This is a genomic window from Hyphomicrobium sp. (assembly GCF_035687085.1).
Taxonomy (GTDB): Bacteria; Pseudomonadota; Alphaproteobacteria; order Rhizobiales; family Hyphomicrobiaceae; genus Hyphomicrobium_B.
In genome coordinates, this window is the sequence record NZ_DASRYS010000005.1 from 77,751 (window position 1) to 102,736 (window position 24,986).

The 24,986-nt window shown below is 63.2% G+C and carries 20 protein-coding genes; 17 read left to right on the top strand and 3 right to left on the bottom strand.

Annotated features, from left to right (window positions below):
* The first annotated feature begins 37 nt into the window (after nucleotides 1-37).
* The 17 genes from ftsL (at nucleotide 38) to ligA (ending at nucleotide 21,966) form a co-directional block, all read left to right on the top strand.
* Nucleotides 38-337, top strand: a complete 300-nt coding sequence (ftsL, locus tag VFG26_RS03820; RefSeq protein ID WP_325022401.1) for a cell division protein FtsL — start codon at nucleotides 38-40, stop codon at nucleotides 335-337.
* Entirely contained in the window at nucleotides 327-2,054 is a 1,728-nt protein-coding gene (locus VFG26_RS03825) for a penicillin-binding protein 2 (RefSeq protein WP_325022404.1), read from the top strand. Before ftsL ends, VFG26_RS03825 begins: the two co-directional genes overlap by 11 nt.
* 107 nt (nucleotides 2,055-2,161) lie before the next feature.
* Nucleotides 2,162-3,607 (top strand): UDP-N-acetylmuramoyl-L-alanyl-D-glutamate--2,6-diaminopimelate ligase, encoded by a 1,446-nt coding sequence (locus VFG26_RS03830; RefSeq protein WP_325022406.1) that lies wholly within the window; start codon nucleotides 2,162-2,164, stop codon nucleotides 3,605-3,607.
* A gap of 8 nt (nucleotides 3,608-3,615) precedes the next feature.
* Nucleotides 3,616-5,037 (top strand): UDP-N-acetylmuramoylalanyl-D-glutamyl-2,6-diaminopimelate--D-alanyl-D-alanine ligase, encoded by a 1,422-nt coding sequence (locus tag VFG26_RS03835; RefSeq protein WP_325022408.1) that lies wholly within the window; start codon nucleotides 3,616-3,618, stop codon nucleotides 5,035-5,037.
* Between the two features lie 34 nt (nucleotides 5,038-5,071).
* Nucleotides 5,072-6,154, top strand: coding sequence for a phospho-N-acetylmuramoyl-pentapeptide-transferase (gene mraY, locus VFG26_RS03840; protein ID WP_325022410.1), 1,083 nt, complete (start codon nucleotides 5,072-5,074; stop codon nucleotides 6,152-6,154).
* Nucleotides 6,155-6,189: 35 nt separating this feature from the next.
* Complete coding sequence (murD, locus tag VFG26_RS03845) at nucleotides 6,190-7,605, top strand: UDP-N-acetylmuramoyl-L-alanine--D-glutamate ligase (protein WP_325022412.1); 1,416 nt, start codon at nucleotides 6,190-6,192, stop codon at nucleotides 7,603-7,605.
* Nucleotides 7,602-8,783, top strand: a complete 1,182-nt coding sequence (locus tag VFG26_RS03850; RefSeq protein ID WP_325022414.1) for a putative peptidoglycan glycosyltransferase FtsW — start codon at nucleotides 7,602-7,604, stop codon at nucleotides 8,781-8,783. Before murD ends, VFG26_RS03850 begins: the two co-directional genes overlap by 4 nt.
* An 11-nt stretch (nucleotides 8,784-8,794) precedes the next feature.
* Entirely contained in the window at nucleotides 8,795-9,913 is a 1,119-nt protein-coding gene (murG, locus tag VFG26_RS03855) for an undecaprenyldiphospho-muramoylpentapeptide beta-N-acetylglucosaminyltransferase (RefSeq protein ID WP_325022416.1), read from the top strand.
* Nucleotides 9,914-9,983: 70 nt separating this feature from the next.
* Complete coding sequence (gene murC / locus VFG26_RS03860; RefSeq protein WP_325022418.1) at nucleotides 9,984-11,420, top strand: UDP-N-acetylmuramate--L-alanine ligase; 1,437 nt, start codon at nucleotides 9,984-9,986, stop codon at nucleotides 11,418-11,420.
* Nucleotides 11,420-12,397 (top strand): UDP-N-acetylmuramate dehydrogenase, encoded by a 978-nt coding sequence (murB, locus tag VFG26_RS03865; RefSeq protein WP_325022420.1) that lies wholly within the window; start codon nucleotides 11,420-11,422, stop codon nucleotides 12,395-12,397. The genes murC and murB overlap by 1 nt, the downstream gene beginning before the upstream one ends.
* A 39-nt stretch (nucleotides 12,398-12,436) precedes the next feature.
* Nucleotides 12,437-13,390 (top strand): D-alanine--D-alanine ligase, encoded by a 954-nt coding sequence (locus VFG26_RS03870; RefSeq protein ID WP_325022422.1) that lies wholly within the window; start codon nucleotides 12,437-12,439, stop codon nucleotides 13,388-13,390.
* Between the two features lie 71 nt (nucleotides 13,391-13,461).
* On the top strand, nucleotides 13,462-14,382 hold the full coding sequence (locus tag VFG26_RS03875; protein ID WP_325022423.1) for a cell division protein FtsQ/DivIB: 921 nt from the start codon (nucleotides 13,462-13,464) through the stop codon (nucleotides 14,380-14,382).
* Between the two features lie 12 nt (nucleotides 14,383-14,394).
* The gene (ftsA, locus tag VFG26_RS03880; RefSeq protein ID WP_325022425.1) at nucleotides 14,395-15,651 is read left to right on the top strand and encodes a cell division protein FtsA; all 1,257 of its coding nucleotides are present in this window, start codon (nucleotides 14,395-14,397) and stop codon (nucleotides 15,649-15,651) included.
* Nucleotides 15,652-15,746: 95 nt separating this feature from the next.
* Nucleotides 15,747-17,303 carry a cell division protein FtsZ gene (gene ftsZ, locus VFG26_RS03885; RefSeq protein ID WP_325022427.1) on the top strand — a complete coding sequence of 519 codons (1,557 nt, stop codon included), beginning with the start codon at nucleotides 15,747-15,749 and terminating at the stop codon, nucleotides 17,301-17,303.
* Between the two features lie 374 nt (nucleotides 17,304-17,677).
* The gene (lpxC, locus tag VFG26_RS03890) at nucleotides 17,678-18,619 is read left to right on the top strand and encodes a UDP-3-O-acyl-N-acetylglucosamine deacetylase (RefSeq protein WP_325022429.1); all 942 of its coding nucleotides are present in this window, start codon (nucleotides 17,678-17,680) and stop codon (nucleotides 18,617-18,619) included.
* Nucleotides 18,620-18,856: 237 nt separating this feature from the next.
* Complete coding sequence (locus VFG26_RS03895) at nucleotides 18,857-19,726, top strand: outer membrane protein assembly factor BamD (RefSeq protein WP_325022431.1); 870 nt, start codon at nucleotides 18,857-18,859, stop codon at nucleotides 19,724-19,726.
* A 98-nt stretch (nucleotides 19,727-19,824) separates the two neighbouring features.
* Entirely contained in the window at nucleotides 19,825-21,966 is a 2,142-nt protein-coding gene (gene ligA / locus VFG26_RS03900; protein WP_325022433.1) for an NAD-dependent DNA ligase LigA, read from the top strand.
* Here the strand turns inward: ligA and VFG26_RS03905 are convergent.
* The 3 genes from VFG26_RS03905 to VFG26_RS03915 form a co-directional block, all read right to left on the bottom strand.
* Nucleotides 21,957-22,160, bottom strand: a complete 204-nt coding sequence (locus tag VFG26_RS03905; RefSeq protein WP_325022435.1) for a hypothetical protein — start codon at nucleotides 22,158-22,160, stop codon at nucleotides 21,957-21,959. The genes ligA and VFG26_RS03905 overlap by 10 nt on opposite strands.
* Nucleotides 22,161-22,250: 90 nt before the next feature.
* Nucleotides 22,251-24,062 (bottom strand): aminopeptidase P family protein, encoded by a 1,812-nt coding sequence (locus VFG26_RS03910; protein ID WP_325022437.1) that lies wholly within the window; start codon nucleotides 24,060-24,062, stop codon nucleotides 22,251-22,253.
* A gap of 44 nt (nucleotides 24,063-24,106) precedes the next feature.
* Nucleotides 24,107-24,982, bottom strand: coding sequence for a 50S ribosomal protein L11 methyltransferase (locus VFG26_RS03915; protein WP_325022439.1), 876 nt, complete (start codon nucleotides 24,980-24,982; stop codon nucleotides 24,107-24,109).
* Nucleotides 24,983-24,986: the final 4 nt, after the last annotated feature.

Sequence of the window (24,986 nt, forward strand, 5' to 3'; positions counted from 1 at the left end):
TGAGCTTGGAGACAAGCTGAACGGGAAGTGTATCAAAATGCGTCTCTTGAATGTTTCCGCTTTCTTTTTCGCAGTCGCGAGCGCGCTGCTTCTTTATGCATTGAACTATGACACGCGCCGCCTCGAGGCTGAGCTTCAGGCGAAAGAGCGGCAGGCAGATCTCGCACGCAGCGACATCGCCGTTTTGAAGGCAGAGCGCAGCACGCTCGCGCGCCCGGATCGCATCGACGAACTCGCGCGCCGCCTTGGGCTTGGACCGCCGAAGGCCGAACAGTTCCAGCAAGGACGTGAAGTCACCGAACTTACTCAGCGCCAGGGCAGCGCCAATGGGCTTTGATTCAGGCGAGATACTGATCCGCGGTGCGGGAGCGCGCATGGTGCGCAATGCGCCGGCACCAAAGTCTGCGGCTCCTGCTTCTTCGAAACAGACGCAACATACGCAGCGGCGTGTCGAAGCTGCCGTCTATGGCGTCTTATTCTCGGCATTCTCCCTCGTCGTTGCGCAGCTTTTCGTGCTCGCGGCGGGGCGGCATACGGATATCGCGCTCGCCATTTCCGAGCCCGTCGCTGCAACGAGTTTCAGCCGTCCGGACATCGTCGATCGCAACGGGCGATTGCTCGCGACCGATCTCGAAGCGCCGTCGATTTTTGCCGATCCCGGGCTCGTGCTCGATCGCGACGAGGTGGTCGAAAAGCTTTCGACCGTGCTGCCTGATCTCAATTCATCCGAATTGATGCGCGCGCTGTCAGATAAATCCCGCCGGTTCGTGTGGGTCCGCCGGGGCGTCTCGCCGGCGATCGCGCAGAAAATTCACGATCTCGGATTGCCGGGCGTCTCGTTTCGCTACGAGCTGAAGCGTGCGTATCCCGGCCGCAAGATGGCCGGACATGCGCTGGGCTACGTCGACGTCGACAACCGCGGTGTTGTGGGCATCGAAAAATATATCGACGACAAAGGCGGCGCCGATCCCGTGCATTCCGCCGTGCTGTCGAGCCGTCCGCCCGTGCGCCTTTCGCTCGATATCGGCGTGCAGCATGCGCTGGAAGACGAACTCGACGAGGCCATGCGCCGTTATCAAACCGAAGGCGCAGCGGGCGTCGTTATCAATATCAAGACCGGCGAAATTCTCGCCAGCACGTCGCTGCCGCGGGTCGATCCCGCGTGGCCGACGCAAGCCCTTGACGACAAGCGGATCGACCGCATGACCGGCGGCACCTTTGAGCTTGGCTCGGTGTTCAAGACGCTGACGCTGGCAATGGCCTTCGATGAGGGACTGGCGACGCCCCATACGGTTCTCGACGTGCGTCAGCCGTTGCAAGTGGGACGCTTTACGGTTTCCGACATGCATCCCTCTCGCCGCCCTCTGACGGCGAAGGAAGTCTTCACGCATTCGTCCAACGTTGGCGCCGGCATGCTGGCGTTGCAAGCGGGTCCGGAGAAGTGGCGCGGATTTCTGAAGAAGCTCGGGCTGCTCGAACAGATGCACGTTGAAACCGGCGCGGTTGCGCCGCCGCAGGTCCCGCCTCGCTGGAACAAGGCGGAGGTCATTACCACGTCGTTCGGGCACGGCATCGCCGTCTCGCCCCTGCAGTTTGCGGCCGCGGTGGCGACGCTCTTCAATGGCGGTAAGCGGGTCTATCCGACGTTTTTGCGAAAATTCGATGCTGGCACGGCGGATGGGGAAGCTGTGATCAAGGCCGGGACATCGCGCCAGATGGCCGAACTTTTCCGCTCGAACGTCGCCGATAAGGACGGTACGGGCGGCAAGGCCGATGTGCCGGGCTATCGCGTGGGCGGCAAGACGGGCACAGCCGATATCGCCAGCAAAGGCGGCTATAAAGCCAATGCGGTCATATCATCGTTTCTGGCGGCGTTTCCGACCGATGACCCGCAGTATCTGACTTTCATCGTGCTCTTCGAGCCGAAGGGCATCCCCGAGACCAAGGGGCAGCGGACGGGAGGCACCAACGCCGCACCCGTCACGGGAGAGTTGATCGCGCGTGTCGCAGGCCAACTGGGCGTTGCTCCGCAGATTACGGTTGCAGGAAAATAGCGCGCGCGGTTCACCACTTTCGGCCGCATTTGACGGCCTCCATGGCTGCCCGTATCAAGCAGCGAGCCGATTGACGGGCGGACCAACAGGGGGGCGACAAACGGGGCATGCGGCTTAGCGATGTGCTTCCAGCCGGCATCGAAGTGCCGCCCGGCGCGGCCGATATCGACGTTACGGCGATTACGGCGGCCAGTGCCGCTGCCGGGCCGGGCGTGATCTTCGCCGGGCTTCCGGGCACGAAGGCCGATGGCGCGTCGTTCGTTCCGGACGCTGTTGCGCGGGGCGCGGCGGCCGTCATCGTCGGCAGGGGGAAGGGCGTGGCCGTTCCGCCCGGCGTCGCGCTCATCGAGACCGACAATCCGCGCAAAGCCTTGGCGCAAATTGCTGCGAAATTTGCGGGGAAGCAGCCCAAGTGCGCGGTCGCGGTGACGGGCACGAGCGGCAAGACGTCGGTGGCGGATTTCACACGGCAGATTTTTTCAGCGCTCGGTCATAATGCGGCGTCGATCGGCACGGTCGGCATCGTGAAGCCGGATGGCGCGGTCTATGGATCGCTCACGACGCCCGATCCCGTGACACTGCATGCGACGCTTGCGGCGCTGGCGGACGAAGGCGTAACGCACCTGGCGTTCGAGGCGTCGTCGCACGGGCTCGATCAGCATCGGCTCGACGGCGTTCAGCTTGCGGCGGCAGCGTTCACGAATCTCGGCCGCGATCACATGGATTATCATCCGACGATCGAAGCGTATCTTGGTGCCAAACTCAGGCTTTTCACGGAGCTTTTGCAGCCGGGTCAGCCGGCGGTGATCAACGCCGATGGCGCCTACGCAAAGGATGTGATCGCTGCTGCGGCCGCGCGTGGCCTTCGCAGGCTGACGGTCGGTGCGCAGGGTGAAACGTTGAAGCGCACGTCGCTCGAGCGAAAGGGCTTCCGGCAGATCGTCGGCGTCGAGGCCGGTGGCAAAACATTCTCCGTCGATCTGCCGCTCGTTGGTGCGTATCAGGTCGAGAATGCGCTCGTTGCCGCGGGGCTCGCCATTGCCGCCGGAGAAGAGACGGGCGCGGTGCTTTCGGCGCTTAGCACTCTGAAGGGCGTTCCGGGGCGCTTGGAAATCATCGGCGAGCGAAACGGCGGTTTGGCGATCGTCGATTACGCCCATAAGCCCGAGGCGCTGGCTGCGGCACTGGATGCATGCCGTCCATTTGCAACCGGAAGGCTCATATCGGTGTTTGGTTGCGGGGGCGATCGCGATAGGGGCAAGCGGCCGATCATGGGACAGATTTCCGTCGAGCGCGCTGACGTCACGATCGTGACGGATGACAATCCGCGCAGCGAAGAGCCGGCGCAAATCCGCAAGGAAATCCTTGCCGGAGCCGCCGGCGCCCGCGAAATCGGCGATCGGGCGGTGGCGATTGCGACAGCTGTAAAAATGATGATGCCGGGCGATGTCGTGCTTGTGGCCGGAAAGGGCCACGAAACCGGCCAGATCATCGGCAATCGCATCGTGCCGTTTTCAGATCACGATGAAATCCGGCGGGCGCTCGCGAGTTGACGTTTCAAATGCATCCTCTCTGGTCTATTTCAGAATTGAGTGCTGTGCTCGGCGTCGAAGCCGAGGGCGGTTCTGGCGCACCCATAACCGGGGTCTCCATCGATACGCGTTCGCTGGAGCCCGGCGATCTTTTCGTGGCGCTCATCGATCAGCGGGACGGGCACGATTTCGTATCAGCCGCGTTCAAGGCGGGAGCCGCCGCTGCACTCGTGCGCGAAAGCTATGCGCGGCAGCCCGGTGATGGCGCTTTGTTCCGCGTGCCGGATACGCTTGCGGCGCTCGAAGCGTTAGGCGTGGCGGCGCGCAAGCGGCTATCGCCCGATGCGCGCATCGTTGGCGTGACGGGGAGCGTGGGCAAGACCGGCACCAAGGAAATGCTGCGGGCTTGCCTGTCGCGCCTTGGTCCAACGCATGCGTCGGAGAAGTCCTACAACAATCACTGGGGCGTGCCGCTGACGCTGGCGCGGATGCCGCGCGAGACGAAGTTTGGCGTGTTCGAGATCGGAATGAACCATGCGGACGAGATCCGGCCGCTGACGAAAATGGTTCGTCCGCATGCGGCGATCATCACGACGGTGGAAGCCGTGCATCTGGAACATTTCCCCTCCGTCGAGGCGATTGCGGATGCGAAGGCCGAGATTTTCGAAGGGCTGCCTGAGGGCGGCGCGGCGATCATCAAATTCGAAAACCCGCATGCGGGGCGGTTGAGAGCTACGGCTGAGCGGCTAGGGGCCAAGCCCATCACCTTCGGATTGGACGTTCCCGCCGACGTGCAAGGATTGCAACTGACAGCTTCCGATGGCGGCAGCGATATGACGGTCGTGGTGGGCGGCGGGAGCATCCCGGTTCACGTCGCAATGCCGGGGCGGCACATTGCCGAAAACGCGCTGGCCGTCGCTGCGGCGCTTCATGCCGTCGGCGCCGATGTCAGACAGGGGCTCGACGCCCTTGCGAGTTTGGCGCCGCCTGCCGGACGGGGCGCGCGCAGTGTGCTGCGTATCGGCGCAGGCGAAGGGTTGCTCATTGATGAGAGCTACAACGCCAATCCAGCCTCAATGAAGGCCGCGCTGGCGGCGCTTGCTGCGGTGCCGAGAGCCAAATATTCGCGGCGTATTGCCGTCCTGGGCGACATGCTGGAGCTTGGCAGCGACGCTCAAGCTCTTCATACAGGCCTAAAAAGCGCGGTTGACGAGGCGGATGTCGATCTGGTTTTTGCCTGCGGGCCGCATATGAAAGGCCTTTACGACGCCCTACCGGCGGCCAAGAAAGGCGGTTACGCTTCGACGTCCCAGTCAATCGGGACGGCACTTGCTGACAGTCTTCGCGCCGGTGATGTCGTGATGGTCAAGGCATCCAACGGAATTCGCCTCGGCTCCGTGGTCGCGGCGCTCAAAATGCAATTTGGACAACAAGACGAGCCCGCTGCCTAGGCGGCGTGGACCATAAGGGGGAAGTTTTCGCCGCATGCTCTACGAGCTCGTCAACTTCAGCGATCAGATCAGCGCACTGAACGTCTTCCGGTACATCACTTTCCGGACGGGTGGGGCGATCTTCACCGCGCTCCTCTTCGTTCTGATGTTTGGGCCGGCGATCATCGATCTCTTGCGTATCAAGCAGGGCAAGGGGCAGCCGATCCGGACGGATGGGCCGCAGTCGCATCTTCTGAAGCGAGGCACGCCGACGATGGGCGGGCTTATGATCCTGGCGGGCGTGCTCGTTTCGACGCTGCTGTGGGCGCAACTGTCGAACGGCTACATCTGGGTCGTGCTCGGCGTTGCGCTGGCCTATGGCGCAATCGGCTTCTACGACGACTTCCTGAAGGTGACGAAGCGCACGACGGCGGGCTTTTCCGGGCGTATCCGCTTCCTGCTCGAATTGATCGTTGCGGCGATTGCCGGCGTCGCGCTGATGATGCTGGCGCCGAAAGGCCTCAGCACCGATCTGACGTTCCCGTTTTTCAAGGATTTCGTGATCAACCTCGGGCCGTTCTTCGTGCTGATGGCCGTGCTTGTGATCGCGGGCGCCGGCAACGCCGTGAACCTGACGGACGGCCTCGACGGCCTAGCGATCGTGCCGGTGATGATCGCGGCAGCGACGTTCGGTGTCATCGCGTATCTGTCGGGTAACGCGAAGTTCGCAGGCTACCTGCAGATCCACCACGTGCCGGGTACGGGCGAACTGTCCGTCATTTGCGGGGCGCTGATCGGCGCAGGCCTTGGCTTCCTCTGGTTCAACGCGCCGCCGGCCATGATCTTCATGGGCGATACGGGTTCGCTGGCCTTGGGCGGGACGCTCGGCGCCATTGCGGTCGCGATCAAGCACGAGATCGTGCTGGCGGTCGTGGGCGGGCTCTTCGTGCTCGAGACGCTGTCGGTCATCATCCAGGTTCTATCGTTCAAGTGGACGGGCAAGCGCGTGTTCAAGATGGCGCCGCTGCACCACCATTACGAACAGAAGGGGTGGAAGGAATCGACGGTCGTCATCCGGTTCTGGATCATTTCCGTCATTCTGGCGCTCGTCGGCCTTTCGACGCTGAAGCTGCGCTAGGATCCAAACGACGCGACATGCGGTAGAGTCGGGTCATGATTCGCGCCACGTCATTTCAAGGCAAATCCGTTGCAGTTTTCGGTCTCGGGGCATCCGGATTGGCGGCTGCCGAGAGCTTGCGCGACGGCGGCGCGATCGTGTCCGCCTGGGATGACGGTGTCGCGGCCCGGGATGCCGCGATCGCCCGGGACATTCCGCTTGCCGATCTGCGCGTGGCCGATTGGTCGGCGTTCGCTGCGGTCGTGCTGGCGCCGGGTGTGCCGCTGACGCATCCCGAACCGCATTGGACCGTTGCGAAGGCCCGTGCGAGCGGCGTCGAGATCATCGGCGATATCGAGATCTTCACGCGTGAGCGGGCCGAGCACGCGCCGGGTGCGCCGTTTATCGCGATCACGGGTACCAACGGCAAGTCGACGACGACGGCGCTCGTCTCGCACATTCTCCGGCATGCCGGGCTGGATGTGCAGATGGGCGGCAATATCGGGCGGCCGATCCTGACGCTCGATCCGCCGGAGCCCGGACGTTTCCATGTTATCGAAATGTCGTCGTTTCAGATCGACCTGACGCCGACGCTGGCGCCGACGCTCGGCGTGATGCTGAACGTCACGGCCGATCATATCGACCGGCACGGGACGATCGAGAATTACGCCGCCGTGAAGGAGCGCATCGTGCAGGGCGCCGAGATCGCGGCGGTCTGCATCGACGATGACTATGGCTTGGCGATGCTGCGGCGGCGGATTGCCGTTGGACCGGCAGTTGCGTTCAGCGCGAAGAAGTCGCTCGCACCAGGATACAGTCTGCTCGAAGACACCATCGTGTGCAGCAATCGTGAGGGACTGGCGGTCAAGCTTGGCTCGTTGACGGGTATTCCGACGCTGCGTGGGCGGCACAACGGGCAGAACGCGCTGGCGGCCGTTGCTGCCGTGCGCGAGTGCTTGAATGCGCTCGGGCGATCGACAGACCTCGATTGGCAGGGCGCGTTGTCGTCGTTTCCAGGTCTGCCGCACCGGCTGGAAGAAATCGGGCGGCTCGGCAAGGCGCTCTTCGTCAACGACAGCAAAGCGACGAATGCGGATTCGACGGAGAAGGCGCTGGGATCATTTCAGGGCGACATCTATTGGATCGTCGGCGGCAAGCCGAAGGCGGGCGGCATCGAGAGCCTCGCCCCCTATTTCAATCGCATCTCGAAGGCATATCTGATCGGCGAGGCGGCGGACGAATTCGCGCGGACGCTCGAAGGCAAGGTCGATTTCTTGCGCAGCGGCACGCTCGATGAAGCGGTGTGGGCAGCGTCCAGTGACGCGCAGGCGAGCGATGCGGCGGAACCCGTCGTGATGCTTTCGCCCGCGTGCGCGAGCTACGACCAATTCCGGAATTTTGAGGTTCGCGGCGAAATTTTTCGCGGGCTCGTTGCGTCGCTTCCCGGCATCGTGATGCGAGCGTCCCCATGAAGCTTTCGCGTGCAGACCGGAGTTTGCTCGCAGAATGGTCGTTTTCGATCGATCGCGGCCTGCTCATCGCGCTCGTTTCGCTCGTGGTGATCGGCGTCGTGCTGTCGGCGGCGGCATCGCCCGCGGTGGCGCTGAAGAAGGGTTTGCCCGCCTACTACTTCGTCGAACGCCATATGTTCTTCGCGGCGCTGGGCACGGCGCTCATGATGATCGTTTCGTTTTTCTCGCCCAGCGGCGTCAGGCGTCTCGCAGCGGTGATGTTCATCGTTGCTGTTGTGGGCATGATCGCGGTGCTTTTCTCAGGGACCGAGATCAAAGGTGCGCAGCGGTGGCTGAGCGTCGGCAGCTATTCGGTGCAGCCGTCCGAATTTGCAAAGCCTGCTTTCATCGTCATCATCGCGTGGTTGTTCGGCGAAGCATCCGCGCGCAGCGATATGCCGGCGCTGCCGTTCGCGTTGGGGCTGTGGGCGTTTTTCGCGGGCACGCTCGTGGCGCAGCCTGACGTCGGTCAGACGGTGCTCATCAGCGCGACGGCGGGGCTGCTCTATCTGCTTGCGGGACTGCCGACGATCGGCGCGGGGCTTCTTGTACTCGCGGGCGGCGCGGGCATGTGGCTCGCTTACGAATACTTTCCACACGTGCAGTCGCGCTTTGAAAAGTTCTTCGGCGCCGCGCCGCTCGAGAGTTCGCAGGCGGGGCGGGCCATTCAGTCATTCGCAGAGGGCGGGCTGTTCGGCAGGGGGCCGGGCGAGGGTACGATCAAGTCGATCCTGCCGGATGCGCACACCGATTACATCTTCGCAGTGATCGGCGAGGAATACGGCGCCGCTGCCTGCATTGCGCTGCTTGGCGTCTTCGCGTTCATAACGATCCGCGCGCTGCGGCGGGCGGCGGGCGAGCCCAATGCCGCCGACCGGCTGGCGATCCAAGGTTTGGCACTCGTCTTCGCCCTGCAATCGCTCATCAATATGGGCGTGAACATCGGCCTGCTGCCGCCCAAAGGCATGACGCTGCCGTTCATTTCGGCTGGCGGATCGTCCATGCTGGCGCTGTCGCTGACGGCGGGAATGCTGCTCGCTTTGACGCGACGGCGGCCCGATCCGCAGCGCCTCAAAAAGCCGCGATGGATTCCGGCTATCGAGGAAGTACAACTCGCAGGGCAAACACCAAAAACATGAGCGAGATTTGAATGACCGGCGTGCAATCGATCATGCTTGCCGCAGGCGGAACGGGGGGCCATCTCTTTCCGGCATTCGCTCTGGCCGAAGAGCTGAAGCGCCGCGGCGTTGAAGTCGATCTCATGACGGACATGCGCGGCGACCGCTATGGCAGCGGGTTTCCGGCGCGCAACGTCTATCAGGTGCCCTCGGCAACTTTGGCCGCGCGCGCGCCCGCCGACATCATGAAGACGGCGGCGACGCTTGCGCGTGGAACGCGGGCAGCGTTCAAAATTTTGGGCACGGTGAAGCCCTCGGCCGTCATCGGCTTTGGCGGATATCCGACGTATCCGCCGCTGATGGCCGCGCGGTTGCGGGGCATTCCGACTGCCATTCATGAGCAGAACGCCGTGCTCGGGCGCGCCAACAAGCTGCTCGCAAGAGGCGTAACGGCAATTGCGACGTCGTTCGAGCGCACCAAGTTTCTCGAAGGCAAGGTCGCTGAAAAGGCCGTGCTGACGGGCAATCCCGTGCGGCAGGCCGTGATCGACGCGGCGGCGCGGCGCTATGAAGGTCCGACGAGCGACGGCGTCATTCGCATTTTGGTTTTTGGCGGCAGTCAGGGTGCACGCTTCTTTTCCGATACCGTACCGCTCGCGCTTTTCGCGCTTCCCGATCAGATCCGGAAGCGGCTGCGCGTCGTGCAGCAGGCGCGCGAAGAAGATCTGGAGCGGGTGAACGAAGCCTATTCGGAAGCGAGCATCAGCGCCGAGGTCGCGCCGTTCTTTGCCGATCTTCCGGCGCGGATGGCGGCGGCGCACCTCGTGATCGGCCGGGCGGGCGCATCGACGGTTGCGGAATTGACCGTCATCGGGCGGCCGTCGATCCTGGTGCCGCTGCCGCACGCGCTCGACAACGATCAGCTCAACAATGCTCGCCGCCTGGCCGAAGCGGGTGGGGGGTGGTGTTTCGAGCAGCGGGGGCTGTCGCCGGAACGCATCGCCGATGAATTGCAAAAATTGCTGGAAGCGCCAGTTGCGCTTGCGACTGCAGCGAAGGCAGCTAAAACCGCGGGGCGCCCGGATGCCGTCCGGAATTTGGCCGACTTTACGCTCGCTTTAGCTGGAAAGAAGTATTCTAGCGGGGGCTGAGAGCAATCGAGGCCCTAAAGCGTTATGACCTGAACACTCCACATTCGAATTACCGAGGTAATTTCCATCCATGCAGATGCCCCGCGACATCGGCCCTTTCCACATCATCGGAATCGGCGGCATCGGCATGAGCGCCATTGCCGAAATTCTGGTCGCCAAGGGCTACACGGTCCAGGGCTCGGATCAGAAAGAGAGCGCCAACGTCCGGCGGCTCAGGTCCAAGGGCATTCGCGTTTTCGTCGGGCATGATCCGGTCAACCTGATCGGGGCGCGCTACGTCGTCATTTCGACGGCGGTGAAGGCGCTCAATCCGGAACTGGTCGCGGCCCGGCAGAAGGGGCTGACGATCATCCGCCGCGCCGAGATGCTGGCGGAACTGATGAGGCTTTATTCGACAATCTCGGTGACGGGTACGCACGGGAAGACGACGACGACGTCGCTGCTTTCGCACATCTTCACGGAAGCGGGCGAAGAGCCCACCGTCATCACCGGCGGCATCATCAATTCGTGGGGTTCGAACGCCCGGCTCGGCCAGGGCAAGTGGATGATCGTCGAAGCGGATGAAAGCGACGGCACATTCACGCGGCTGCCGACCGAGATCGGCATCGTGACGAATATCGATCCCGAACATCTCGACTATTTCGGCTCGGTCGAGGCGATGCACCGCGAATACGAAGCGTTTCTGCGGAACATTCCGTTCTTCGGGCTCGCTGTCGCGTGCATTGATCATCCGGTCGTGCGCGAGATGATCCAGCGGCTCAATCTTCGCGCGGACGGGCGCAAGCTCCTGACGTATGGCCAGAGCAAGGATGCCGATCTCGTGCTCGACCGCGTCAGCATTTCCGGAAACACGACGACGTTCGATGCGACGCTGGCGGCGCATGTGAAGGGCGGTGCGCGGCGGCTGGAAGGCTGGACGGTGCCGATCCCGGGTTCGCACAACGCGCTCAATGCGCTCGCCGCGATTGCGGTTGCGATGCATGCCGGCGTGCCGGACGCCAAGATCAAAGCGGCGATGGCAGGATTTTCCGGCGTCAAACGGCGTTTTCAGTTTGCGGGCGAATGGAACGGCGTCGGCATCTACGACGACTATGGGCACCATCCGGCGGAAATCTCGGCGGTGCTCGGGGCAGCGCGGGCCGGAACGAAAGGCCGCGTGATCGCGGTCGTCGAGCCGCACCGGTTTACGCGCGTGCGCGATCTGTTCGATGAGTTTGCGCAGTGCTTCAAGGATGCCGATAGCGTGATCGTGGCGCCGCTCTATACGGCGGGCGAAAGTCCGATCCCGGGCGTCGATAACCGCAGTTTGGCGGAGCGTATCAGAACGATCGGCGGGCGGCCTGCGGAAGCGGTCGATGATCCGAGCCTGCTGGCCGGCGCGATCCGGCGCGTGGCGCGTCCAGGCGATATCGTCGTTTGTCTCGGCGCTGGAAATTCGACGGAATGGGCAAATGCGCTTGCCGGCTGGCTGGCGGAGGAACCGCAGCGGACGGGGAGCGAGGGCTGATGTTTACCGACGTCACCGGCGAGCTTGCCGCGCGGATGCCGGAACTTCGGGGTCGTATGAGCGCGAATGCGTCGCTCGCCGACGTCACGTGGTTTCGCGTCGGCGGTCCGGCGCAAGTGCTGTTCATGCCCGCAGACGAGGCCGATCTCGCGTACTTCCTGAAGCACCGGCCGCGGGAGCTTCCCTGTCAGGTCATCGGGCTTGGCTCGAACCTGCTGGTGCGCGACGGCGGCGTGCCCGGCATCGTCATCCGGCTCGGCCGCGGCTTCGGACAGATCGAGGTCGAAGGCCAGCGCCTGCGCGCAGGCACGGCAGTTCCGGACGTGAAAGTGGCGCGGGCGGCGGCGGATGCGGGCATTCGCGGGCTCGCGTTCTATCGCGGCATTCCCGGATCGATCGGCGGCGCGTTGCGCATGAATGCGGGCGCGCACGGGCGGGAAACGAAGGATTGCCTCGTCGGTGCGCGGGCTGTCGATCCCGATGGCAACATCCATGTGCTGTCGCTCGCCGACATGGGCTTCACGTACCGGCACTCTGGGATTCCGAAGGACTGGATCTTCACCGAGGCGACGTACGAAGGCGAGCCTGGCGATCCGGCCGAGATCCTCAAAGAGATGGATGCGGTCGCCGAGTATCGGGAGAAGAATCAGCCGATCAAGGAGCGCACGGGCGGCTCGACATTCAAGAACCCGCCGGGGCATAGCGCGTGGAAGCTCGTGGATCAGGCGGGCTGCCGGGGTTTGCGCGTCGGCGGAGCAAAAGTCTCCGAGATGCACTGCAACTTTCTGATCAATGACAATCAGGCGACCGGCGAAGACGTCGAGACGCTGGGCGAGACGGTGCGGGCGCGGGTGCTTGCAGCATCGGGCGTGACGCTCGACTGGGAGATCATCCGGCTCGGCGTGCCCAAGCCCGGCCGTCCTCAGGGCGAAGCGTTGGCGGGAACAAGCGCCGCTATACCTGCCAACCAAAACTGATCAAACTACACATGTCTCTTTGACCCAAGCGAGCCAGCCATGAATGAACTCGGCCCGGTGCCTCCGCGCACGCGCAACCACGTAGCGGTTTTGAAGGGCGGGTTGTCCGCTGAACGCGAAGTGAGCTTGAATTCCGGCTTGGCGGTCGGCGAGGCGCTTTTGCAGGAAGGCTACACGGTCACCGAAATCGACGTCGACCGGGATCTGGCGGCCCGGCTGCAGGAGCTGAAGCCCGATGTGTGCTTCAACGCGCTGCACGGGAAGTTCGGCGAGGACGGCTGCGTACAGGGCGTGCTGGAGCTTCTCGGCATCCCCTACACGCACTCGGGCGTGCTGGCGTCCGCGCTCGCCATGCACAAGGAGCGGGCGAAGGACGTCATGAAGCTCGCCGGCGTGCCCGTGGCGGAGGCGAAGCTCGTGACACGCGGAGAGGCGCTGGAGGGTCACGTGATGCCCGCGCCCTACGTGGTCAAGCCTCTCAAGGAGGGCTCGAGCGTCGGCGTCGTCATCGTGCCGCCGGACAGCGAACGGCCGCCCAATTCGATCAGCGTGGGCGGTCCGCTGGACGAGATCGTGATGGTCGAGCGTTACATTGCGGGACGCGAGTTAACCTGCGCTGTCATCGGGGATTTTGTCACCGACGTGATCGAGATTGTGCCTTTAAGGGGACTATCCTTCTACGATTACGAGTCCAAGTACGCTCCAGGTGGCTCCAAGCATCAGCTGCCTGCACAACTTTTACCAGATATTTACCAGTTGGTCCGTTCCTTAACCTTAAGGGCGCATCAGGCTTTAGGCTGTCGCGGCGTATCGCGGGCCGACTTCCGCTTCGACGATACCGAGGGCGGAACCAACGAGCTGATCTGCCTCGAAGTCAACACTCAGCCGGGCATGACGGGGACCTCTCTCGTGCCTGAGCTGGCGGGGTATGCCGGCTGGTCGTTCGGTGACCTCGTCCGATGGATGGTCGAGGACGCGAGTTGCAACAGGTAGAGCGAAAGCACCGGTTCTGGTGGCGGGCTGCACACGATGCGCCAACGCCGGAACCCGATGCTGCTCGCTGGATGACCGAGGCACGAAGCGCTGCCACGGGGACGCGGCGCGTTGCCAGTGGCGCAACCCGGCGCCCGGTTCTCGACGTGCAGACGACCCGCGTCGAACGGCATTTGCGCCGCTTCCGGCGCGCTCAAGGGTGGGTGAAGCCGGCGCTTGTTGCGGGCGCGGCCACGATCGCGGTGGGGGCCGCCGGGCTCGCGCTGCAGTTCAGCAAGCTTCCCTCGATCGATTTCGCGGCGAAGGCCAATGACGTGATGATCGCGGCCGGTTTCGGCATCGATCAGGTGAACGTTTCCGGGCAGCGCTACGCATCCGACTCGGACGTGTACGACGCGCTCGATCTTCCCAATGTCAGAACATTCGCGGCATTTGATTCCGATGCGGCTCTGAAACGGATCGAGCGCATTTCCTGGGTCGACAGTGCGCAGATCACGCGCATCTATCCAGGCACGCTCGATGTCGTCATCCGCGAACGGACACCGGCTTTCCTTCACCAGCGGGGCGAGACGAGCTTCCTCGTCGATGCGACGGGGCGCACGCTCGGACCTGCTGCTCGCGGCTCCAGCTGGAAGCTGCCGCGCGTCACCGGCGAGGGCGCGGACCGCGAAGCGCTTTCGATGCTGTCGGCTCTGAAGCACTACCCCACGATCGAACGGCAGTACGCTTACGGCGAACGCGTGGCTGAGCGCCGCTGGCGGATCGTCCTCAAGAACGGAACGATGCTCGAGCTCGGCGCCGATCGTGAAATCGAAGGTTTTGAAGAAATCGCCACGACCCGCGAGTCCGCTCAGGCGCTCACGGGAGCGGCGATGGTCGTAGATGTTCGCACCCCTGGGCGAATTGCGATGCGGCCTTTGGAAGGCAACTCTGCACAAACCGCATTCGGGGCGAGCGCCCAGACCGTTTCTTTGGTTTCAGAACGGCCTTAACGGAGATTGTTTGTGGCGGATCGGCGCAATTACCGGACTTTCGGTCTTCTCGATATTGGCACCAGCAAAACTGTGGCCGCTGTCGTCGTGGCTGAATACGTGGCGGGCGCGGCGAAGCCCTCGTTGCGGCTGGCCGGGCTTGGCCTGCAGCGTTCGAAGGGCATCAAGGCCGGCGTCTTGACGGATCTCGACGAGGCGGAATCGGTTGTCCGCGGCGTGATCGGCAACGCGGAACGGGCAGCCGGCATTTCGGTGGGCGGGTTCACGCTGTCGATTACGGCGGGGCGGCTTTCGTCCGTGCACTGCACGGCGCGCACCGATGTCGAGTCGGGATTGGTGACGCAGGATGATCTCGCGCGCCTGATGGCGGCCGGCGAGAGCTACGCGGAGCGCGATGGGCGCACGCTGATACATCTCAATCGCCTCGGCTACGAAGTGGATGGCGCGAGCGGGGTCCGCGATCCGCTTGGACTGTCGGCGCGCCGGCTTTCGGCAGGCCTTCATGCGGTGACGGCTGATGAGGCGCCGCTGCGAAACCTGCTCGTACTCGTCGACCGGTGCTACGCGAGCTGCGACGGCCTCGTTGCCGCTCCTTACGCGAGCGCGCTTGCCGCGACGACGCCGGAAGAGCGCCAGTTCGGGGTTACCTGTATCGATTTCGGGGCTGGAACGACGTCCATCGCGATGTTTGCAGACGGTGCGTTCACTGGGACGGACGTGATCCCTGTCGGCGGTCATCACATCACGTACGATATCGCCAAGGCGTTGCAGACGCCACTCGCCGAAGCCGAGCGAATCAAAACGCTTTATGGCACACTTCACAATGCCCAATCCGACGAGCACGAGTCGTTTTCCTATCCTATTGCGGGCGAAGAGGACGACGCGAGCTACGAAACCACCAAGGCGCGGCTGACCGATATCATCCGGCCGCGCGTGCAGCAGATCATGGGACTCGTGCGTGAGCGTCTCTCGCTCAACGCGGCGAGCCGCTACGCGGGAGATAAAGTCGTTCTGACGGGCGGAGCCAGCCAGCTTCTGGGATTGCCGGAATTCGTCGCGCACGAATTCGGCCGGTCCGTGCGCCTTGGGCGGCCGACTGATCTTCCCGGCCTCAATGCAAGCCTCGCGGGGCCGCAACTTGCTACGCTTTCAGGACTGGCACTGATCGCGGCACGGGGCGAGGCCGAATTGAGCGGAGCGCGGAGCCGCAAAACGGTGACGCAAGGCTATCTCGGCCGCGTGGGCACCTGGCTCAAGGGCGGGTTTTAGACGATGTCGAACAACCAATCGAAGCCGGCGAAGACATGGGGCGAGGCGCCTCGCGGAATCGCACGAAACGGCAAATCATCAATGTCGGGGAAGCCATGAGCATCAAGCTGCAATTGCCGAAGCTGGTCGACGCCAAGCCGCGGATCACGGTGATCGGCGTCGGCGGGGCCGGGTGCAACGCCGTCAACAACATGATCGCAGCCGGATTGCAGGGTGTGCAATTCGTCGTTGCGAACACGGATGCGCAGTCGCTCGAAGCGTCGAGCGCCGAGCACCGCATTCAGCTGGGCGTCAACTTGACCGAAGGCCTGGGCGCGGGCGCCCGGCCGGAAATCGGCGAGGCGGCGGCCGAAGAGGCGCTCGAAGAACTGCGCACCCATATTGCCGGTGCGCATATGGTGTTCATCGCGGCCGGCATGGGCGGCGGCACGGGAACAGGCGCTGCGGCGGTCATCGCGCGGATTGCGCGTGAGCTCGGCGCGCTGACGGTCGGCGTTGTCTGTAAGCCGTTCCAGTTCGAAGGCGCGCGTCGCATGCGCATCGCGGAAGCGGGCGTGCAGAGCCTGCGCCATCTCGTCGATACGCTCATCGTCATTCCGAACCAGAACCTGTTCCGCATCGCCAACGAACGCACGACGTTCGCGGAAGCCTTCGTGCTGGCCGATCAGGTGCTCTATTCGGGCGTGGCCTGCATCGTGGAACTGGTGCTGAAGGAAGGCCTCATCAATCTCGATTTCGCCGACGTCAAAACGATCATGAGCGGCATGGGCACGGCGATGATGGGCACGGGCGAGGCGACGGGCGAGCGGCGCGCTATCCTGGCGGCCGAAGAGGCGATCGCCAATCCGCTGCTCGATGACGTGACGCTGCGCGGCGCCAAGGGGCTGTTGCTGTCGATTTCTGGCGGCCGCGAGATGACCCTTTATGAAGTCGATGAGGCGGCGAGCCGAATCCGCCAAGAAGTCGATCCGGACGCCAACATCATTGTGGGTGCAACTTTTGAGGAGCAGCTCGGCGACCGGCTGCGCGTCTCGATCGTCGCATCGGGCATGAACCGGGCGGCCGAATCCATCACCGGCCAGCAGAGCGGGCTCCGCGCCATGGCAGATGCGGAAGACACGCCGCGGGCCGCCGCGACTCAGGCGCAACCCCAGCAACCGCAGCCGGCGCGCTCTGCCGCGCATGGCCCGGCGACGGGAGCCGTTCCGCCGCCCCCGCCGCCAGGCGATCTGCAGCGGCGGCTGGCAGCGGCTCTGCAGCCTTCACCGGGTGCTCCGGGGCAGAATATTTCCCATCCTGTCCACAATGAATCACCACGACAGAATCGTGACAGCTGGGTTGCTCCCGGAAACGTTATGATCGAAGACGGGCTGGAAAATTTTCCTCCCCTCTCCGGCAACGCTTTGTTACGCACGCCGCCGCTGCCGACGGCCCCTGCGGGCCAGCATTATGATTCGCGATTCGAGCCGCAGGCGCCCGCCGAAATCCATCGTGGCGCGCGCCGGCTGCCCGCTATCGAGGAATTCCCTCCGCAAGCCCAGAAGGAGTGGAACGCGCATCACGGCCGGGGTCAGCGGACGAGCCATGGAGATGCAGAAGAGGCCAGAAAACCTGGGCTTCTTGAACGTTTCGCCAGCCGCGGGCGACGCTGAGAAGAGGTGAGAGAAAGTATCTGCAAGGCGCTCGATTTTTGATTTTGATTCGTCGAAAATGCGGAGCATCGAGGGGATGGTTTTTCTCGCCAAAAACGCGAAGAAATTGGGGCTGCATCAAGACTGTCACGGCGTCAAGCATGGTTGCCAAAGCGTAACAGAATGTAAGAAAGCGTGATTTGTCGGTGTTTGGCGAAGCAGTTAGCTTTTGTGCATCGACCACTTGCGATGCACCTTTGAGCAGAGCTTACACGGCCAAAAATAAGGCCGGCTCGCTTTGAAATCGAAGGGATCGTCCAGACGGGGTCAGGGGGTTGGTTGGCCGCATAATGCTGGGGAGCAGCGGCCCGCCAAAGAATGAGGGACGGCGCTGTATGTCGAATCGATTCATCGGTGCGCGGCAAACCACGCTTGCCCGCGAGATCCAGTTGACAGGCACGGGGGTGCACAGCGGAGCTCCGGTATCACTCACACTGCATCCAGCAGAGGCTGATACTGGGCTCCGCTTTCTCGTTACGAAACGAGGAAAGGTCATCTCGGAGATCGCGGCGCACGTAGCCAACGTCAAGAATCTTACGCTTTGCACGGTCATCGGCGACGAAGCCGGGGCCACAGTTGGAACAGTAGAGCATCTGCTTGCCGCCCTTCGCGGCCTGTCGATCGACAACCTCTACATCGAAATCGACAGCAAAGAAGTTCCGATCATGGACGGCAGCTCGGCGGTGTTCGTCGATGCCATCGATCGGGTCGGCATCCGTGAACTTTCGGAGCCGCGCAAATACATCAAGGTCTTGAAGCCGGTCCGCGTTGAGGAAAACGGCTGCTGGGGCACTCTCGAGCCGCATGCCGGGTTCCGTATGGACGTCGAGATCGACTTCCAGTCTCCCGTCATTGGCCGGCAGCGTCTTCAATATGAGATGAGCCCTGGCGTGTTCCGCCACGAGCTGTCTCGCGCCCGTACCTTCGGCTTCATGAGCGATGTCGAGAAGCTCTGGAAGGCGGGCTTGGCACTCGGCGCCGATCTAACCAACACGGTCGCCATCGGTGACGGCAAGGTGATGAACAAAGAAGGCCTGCGCTATCCGCAGGAGTTCGTCCGCCACAAGATGCTCGACGCCGTTGGCGATCTGGCGCTTGCCGGTATGCCGCTGCTCGGCGCCTATCGCTCTTATCGCGGCGGCCACCGCCTCAATTCCATGGTTCTGCAGGCACTCTTCGCGGATGCTTCGAACTGGGAAATCGCGCTGGCTCCGCGGGCACGCACCTCACGTTCGCCGGTGCATCTCGTGCCGCAGACCGTTGTCGCAGCGGAATAGGCCAAAAGCTTTATTCTCTGCTCGAAATTGGCGCCCCTGTTGGGCGCCATTCTCGTCTCAAGCGGCCCGGAATGCACCACATTCTGGCTTTAGCCTCGGGCGAGGGGCCGTTGGCTTGGGATATGCTGACGATTCATCTTTCGGGGCGAGCTTCGGGGTGCTATCCGCATGCGGTCGTCGTCAGAGTTTGGCCGGCGTTGACACCAACGTCAGCCAGTGTGGGAAGCAACGCGGCGCATGATGAGAACGACGCGAGACATCACAAGAGTTCTGAAGGCTGCGGCAGTCGTGGCCGGGTTGGCGTTAGCCGGCTGCGCCGGTAACAAGCTCGATACTTCGGCTCTCAATCCCGATCCGCCGAGCAAGATGTTCGCTGATGCGGATGCCCTCATGTCGAAGGGCAATTTCGACGACGCCGCGACCAAGTTCGAGATGGTCGATCGCGAGCATCCCTATTCGCAGGAAGCCCGTCGCTCCATCGTCATGGCGGCCTACGCTTACTACCGTGCCGGCAAGTCACCGGAGGCCATCGCCTCGGCCGAGCGTTACATCACGATGCATCCAGGCACGAAGGAAGCGCCGCTGGCGCACCACGTCATCGCGTCCGCCTATTTCGATGATTTGAAGACCGCCAATCGCGACCAGACGCCGGCGCGTAAGGCGCTTGAGCAGTTCAAGATCCTGAAATCGCGGTATCCCGATAGCGAATACGCGCGCGATGCCGACAACAAGATCCGCATCTGTCAGGACAACATAGCGGCCAACGAAATGGAAGTCGGCCGGTACTATCTCAACAAGCGCAACTACGTCGGCGCGATCAACCGGTTCAAGACGGTGGTCAGCGATTATCAGACGACGGCGCATGTCGAAGAGGCGCTGGCGCGGCTCGTCGAAGCCTACATGGCGCTGGGGATCACCAAAGAAGCGCAGAACGCTGCGGCCGTCCTCGGTCACAACTACCCCGACAGCAAGTGGTACAAGGATTCCTATACGCTGCTGGCCTCGGATGGATTGGCGCCGCGCGAGGATGGCGGCTCCTGGCTGTCGAAGACATGGAACGCCGTGCCGAAGCTGAGCGTACCTAGCCTGAGCTCGGGTAACGGCTGATTGGCCGGTTTTTATCTGAAAATCGCCTCGTGCTAGAAGTGGAGCGCGGCCGGAGATCCCGCCGCGCTTTTGCTTTTCTCCCGTGATCCGAGATCGTCATGTCTCCAGAAGGTTCGAAAAAGAAGTCGAAAGGCGGCGCATCGGCGGCTGCTAAAGCGGAAACAACCGCGGCTGAGATGGCGCGGCTGGCGGCCGAAATCGCCCATCACGACGATCTCTACTACCGGCATGACGCGCCGGAGATTTCGGACGCCGCCTACGATGCGCTGCGCCGCCGCCTCGATGAACTCGAGAAGGCGCATCCGGAACTTCAACGTTCGGATAGTCCAACGAAGACGGTGGGCGCGGCGCCGCTCGCTGCGTTCGGCAAGATCCGGCACGACGTTCCGATGCTGTCGCTCGGCAATGCGTTCGACGATCAAGACGTCATCGATTTCGTCGAGCGCGTGCGTCGATTCTTAGGTCTCAGTGCGGACGATGCTTTGGAGGTTACGGCCGAGCCGAAGATCGACGGGCTTTCGATCTCGATCCGCTACGAGGGCGGCGAACTCGTGCAGGCGGCGACCCGCGGCGATGGCTTCGAAGGCGAGAACGTCACTGCGAACATCAAGACGGTCAAAGAGATTCCCCATAAGCTCAAGGGGCGGAATGTTCCCGATGTTATCGACATTCGCGGCGAGATCTATCTGGGCACGAAGGACTTCGAGAAGCTCAACGCGGCGCAGGCGAAAAGCGGCGGTAAGGTCTTCGCCAATCCGCGGAACGCGGCGGCGGGCTCGCTGCGTCAGCTCGATCCATCGATCACGGCGAGGCGGCCGTTGCGGTTCTTCGCCTACACCTGGGGCGCGGCTTCGGACGTTCCAGCCGATACGCAAGCGGGCGTCATCAAGGCCTTTCACGACTGGGGATTGCCGGTCAATCCGCTGATGCACGTCGCAACGAGCACGGACGATCTCGTTGCATTCTATCGCGATATCGAGCGCAAGCGCGCGACGCTCGGCTATGACATCGACGGCGTCGTCTACAAGGTCAACCGGCTCGATTATCAGGAGCGGCTCGGTTTTGTATCGCGTTCGCCGCGCTGGGCGATTGCGCACAAGTTCGCGGCCGAGCAGGCGACCACGGTGCTCGATAAGATCGATATTCAGGTGGGGCGCACCGGTGCGCTGACGCCCGTTGCGAAGCTTCGCCCGGTGACGGTCGGCGGCGTCGTCGTGTCGAATGCGACGCTGCACAACGAAGACGAGATCGCGCGTAAAGACATTCGCGAGGGCGATACGGTCGTCGTGCAGCGCGCGGGCGACGTCATTCCGCAAGTGGTGGAAGTCGTTCTCGACAAGCGGCCAAAGCATTCGAAGCCGTTCGAATTTCCGACTGTCTGCCCGGTTTGCGGCAGTCACGCCGTGCGTGAATCGGTCGAGGAGACGGGCCGTGCGGATGTCGTCCGCCGCTGCACGGGCGGTCTCATCTGCCCGGCGCAGGCGAAGGAACGCTTGAAGCATTTCGTGTCGCGCAACGCCTTCGACATCGATGGTCTCGGCGCGGAGAAGATCGAGTTCTTCTTCGATACGGGCCGCATCAAGACGCCCGCCGATATCTTCACGCTCGAGCGGCGGGACAGCGAGTCGGACGAGCCTCTGGTCAAAGTCAGAGGGTTCAAGGAAACGTCAGTCCGCAAACTGTTCTCGGCCATCGATGCGCGCCGCGAAGTGCCGCTCGATCGTTTTCTTTATGCGCTGGGCATCCGGCACATCGGCGAGACCACCGCGAAGGATCTGGCCAAGGCGTATGGCTCGCTGAAGCTTGTTCGCGAAGCCGTTGAGGCTGCTGTCGAAGGCGGCAAGGGCAGCCCTGCTTACGAGGATATCGATAATATCGAAGGCATCGGCGAAACGGTTGTCGATGCGCTTGTCGATTTCTTTGGCGAAGAGCACAATAAGGAACAGCTCGATGCCTTGCTTGCGGAAGTAACGGTCAAGCCGTACGAGCGCCTGCAGACGAAGGCTTCGCCCGTGACCGGCAAGACGGTCGTCTTCACCGGCACGCTGACGAAGCTGACGCGGAACGAAGCAAAAGCGCAGGCCGAGCGGCTTGGCGCGAAGGTGTCGGGATCGGTCTCGAAGAAGACCGATTATGTAATCGCGGGCGCGGATGCGGGCTCGAAGCTCACCAACGCACGGGCGCTTGGCGTGACCGTGCTCGATGAGGACGAGTGGATCGCGCTCGTTGGTCAGGGCTGATCGGCGGCCGCGTTTGAGCCCGGCGCACGCGTAATGAAGATTTCGCCGTTGCGCATCGTGATTTCGATGCTGCCGTCGCCCGACGCTGCGTCCGCCAGGAGCGCCAGGATATTTTCAGGACGGCCGAAGCCGGTTACGGCTTTCAAGGCTTCGGGAAAATGCGGCGCGGCTGTCAATTCGTGGATCAGAAACATCGGTGTTCTCCCTCGGGCTGATGCATGAGGGAGATTTATGGAATAGCCGGCTGTTGCGCTGTCACGAGTGAGACAGGCTATGACGGCGAGCTAAACCGGCTTTGTTGCCTGCTTCAGCCAATTGCGCGTCGATGGATCGAGGCCCGGCGCGAGCGTTTCGAATACGTGCTTGTGATAGGCATTGAGCCAATCGCGCTCGCTGGCATCGAGCATGCCGGGCACGATCAGACGGCGATCGATGGGCGCGAGCGTCAGCGTTTCGAAGGCCATCATCTCGCGGTCACCGCCTTCGACGGGTTCGGGCAGAGTGACGAGCACGACGTTCTCGATGCGGATCCCGTATTCGCCGACTTTATAATAGCCGGGCTCGTTGGAGATCAGCATGCCGGGGTGGAGCGTCGCCATGCCGGCGCGCGAGATCGATTGCGGGCCTTCGTGCACCGATAGATAGCTGCCGATGCCGTGGCCCGTTCCGTGATCGAAGTCGGCGCCGATCTGCCAGAGGGCGCGGCGGGCGAATGGATCGAGATCGATGCCGCGCGTGCCTTTCGGGAAACGGGCCGTCGCGACGGCGATATGACCTTTCAGAACGGCGGTGAAATGCCGTTTCATGTCTTCGCTCGGCTCGCCGATGGCGACGGTGCGCGTGATGTCGGTCGTGCCGTCGTGATATTGGGCACCGCTGTCGACGAGGAAGAGTTCGCCCGGCTGCATGCGCCGGTTGGTGTCTTCCGTCACACGGTAGTGGACGATGGCGCCATTGGGACCCGAACCTGAAATGGTCGGGAAGCTCACGTCGCGCAGCATGTTGGTGTCGCGGCGGAACTCTTCAAGCTTCTGGACGGCCGTGATCTCGTCCAACGTTCCGTCAGCGGCCCAGTCGTCGAGCCAGGCGAGGAAGCGGACAACGGCGTGGCCATCACGGAGGTGTGCGGCGCGGGCGCCGATCACTTCGGCGTCGGTCTTGATCGCCTTCGGGAGGATGCACGGGTCTTGTCCGCGCGCGATGAGTTTTGATCCGAGCCGCGCCTCGAACCAGTAGGCGGCGGATTCGGTATCGAGGCGTACGCGCTTGCCCTTGGCCTTCAGCTCCTGCAAGCGCGCAGCGAGCATCTCAGGCGGAAGCAACTTTGCCACCGGCGCGACGGCGGCGCGAGCCTCACGGTCGAAGCGGTCCGGGGCGATGAAGAGTTCGGCCTTGCCGCTCGCGGGTACGATGGCGAATGCGAGCACGACGGGGTTGTGCGCAACGTCGCTGCCGCGAATGTTGAAGAGCCAGCAGATCGAATCGGGCAGCGTCAGGATGACGGCGCTCTGGCCTTCGCTCTTCAGCCGCGCCTGCAACTCGGAGAGCTTGTCGGCGGGCGTCCTGCCGGCGAGCGCGATCGGCTGAGCAATGACGGGATTTTGCGGCGGGGCCGGGCGGGCCTTACCCCAGATCATGTCGACCGGGTTGCTGGCGAGCGCCTTGAGCTTCAGTCCTTTCGGACCGAGGGCTTTATTCAGCCGCTCGATTTCACCTGACGTATGGTTCCACGGATCGAAGCCGATCGTCTGGCCGCGTCCCAGATGCTCGCTCAGCCAATCGGAAAGCTTGCCGCGCGGAAGCAGCGAGACTTCGAAGATGTTCGTGTCAGTCTCGGCGGCGGCTTGAACGGGATAGCGACCATCGACCATGAGGACGGCGGATCGTTTGGTGACGACGGCGATGCCGGCCGAGCCTGAAAATCCTGTCAGCCATTTGAGGCGCTCGGCCGAGGCCGGCACGTATTCGCCCTGGTGCCTGTCGGCGCGGGGAATAAGGACGGCGTCGAGCTTGGAGCGCGCCATGAGTGCGCGAAGGGCCTTCACGCGTTCGGCGACGCGCTCAGGCTCCGACAGGGATTCAAAAGTCTGCAGCATGGTTGAGGTTCTAAGCGGCAACCTTCAAAGCGGCAATGGCGATTTCAGCGGCGTTCGAGCGTCAGCGTGGACCAGCCGGTGAGGCGGTCGTGTCGGGCGAGCGTGAAGCCGTGGGCGCGGTAGGTGGCGATGACCTCGGGCGCCTGCGGGATCAGAATGCCCGATAGGACCAGCGTGCCGCCGGGGACGACCGCGCGCGAGATCGAGGGCGCGAGGCGGATCAGCGGTCCGGCCAGGATGTTGGCGATGAAGAGGTCGAACGGGGCGCGGCTGCGCACTTTCGGATGTCCAACGCCGCTCGCGACGTAGAGCGCAATACGGCTTGCGGCACCGTTGAGCCTAACGTTTTCGGTGGCGACCTTGACCGACTGCGGGTCGAGGTCGGCGGCGATGATGTCGGCATGGGGCAGGGCTTTGGACGCGGCGATGGCGAGCACGCCCGAGCCGCAGCCAAGGTCGAAGACGTTATGGAAGGTTTTCGCACGCGTCAGCCGGTCGATGGCCAACAGACAGCCGAGCGTGGTGGCATGGTGGGCCGTGCCGAAGGCTTCTCCGGCGTCGATCAGGATCGCGTTCGGGCCACCGGCGATGCGGCCCTTGTCGTGGCTGCCGTGGATGGTGAAGCGGCCGGCGTGGACGGGCGGCAGGGCGGCCTGCGAGATGGCGACCCAGTTGAGATCCGGTACCGTTTCGATCGTAAACTCGGGCAGCGGGCCTTGCACGAGGGGCTCGAGTTCCGCGGCCAGATCGCGATCGCCTGCGTCGCCGTCGAAATAGGCTTCGAGGCGCCAGCGGTTGGGCCCATCTTCGAACACGGTCAGCGCATCCGGCGGGGGCTCGATCAGATCCTGAAGGGCGTTGCCGGTTTCATAAGCCAGGGATCGGTCGCTGAATGCGGCCGCGAATTTTTTGACTGCCATTGGA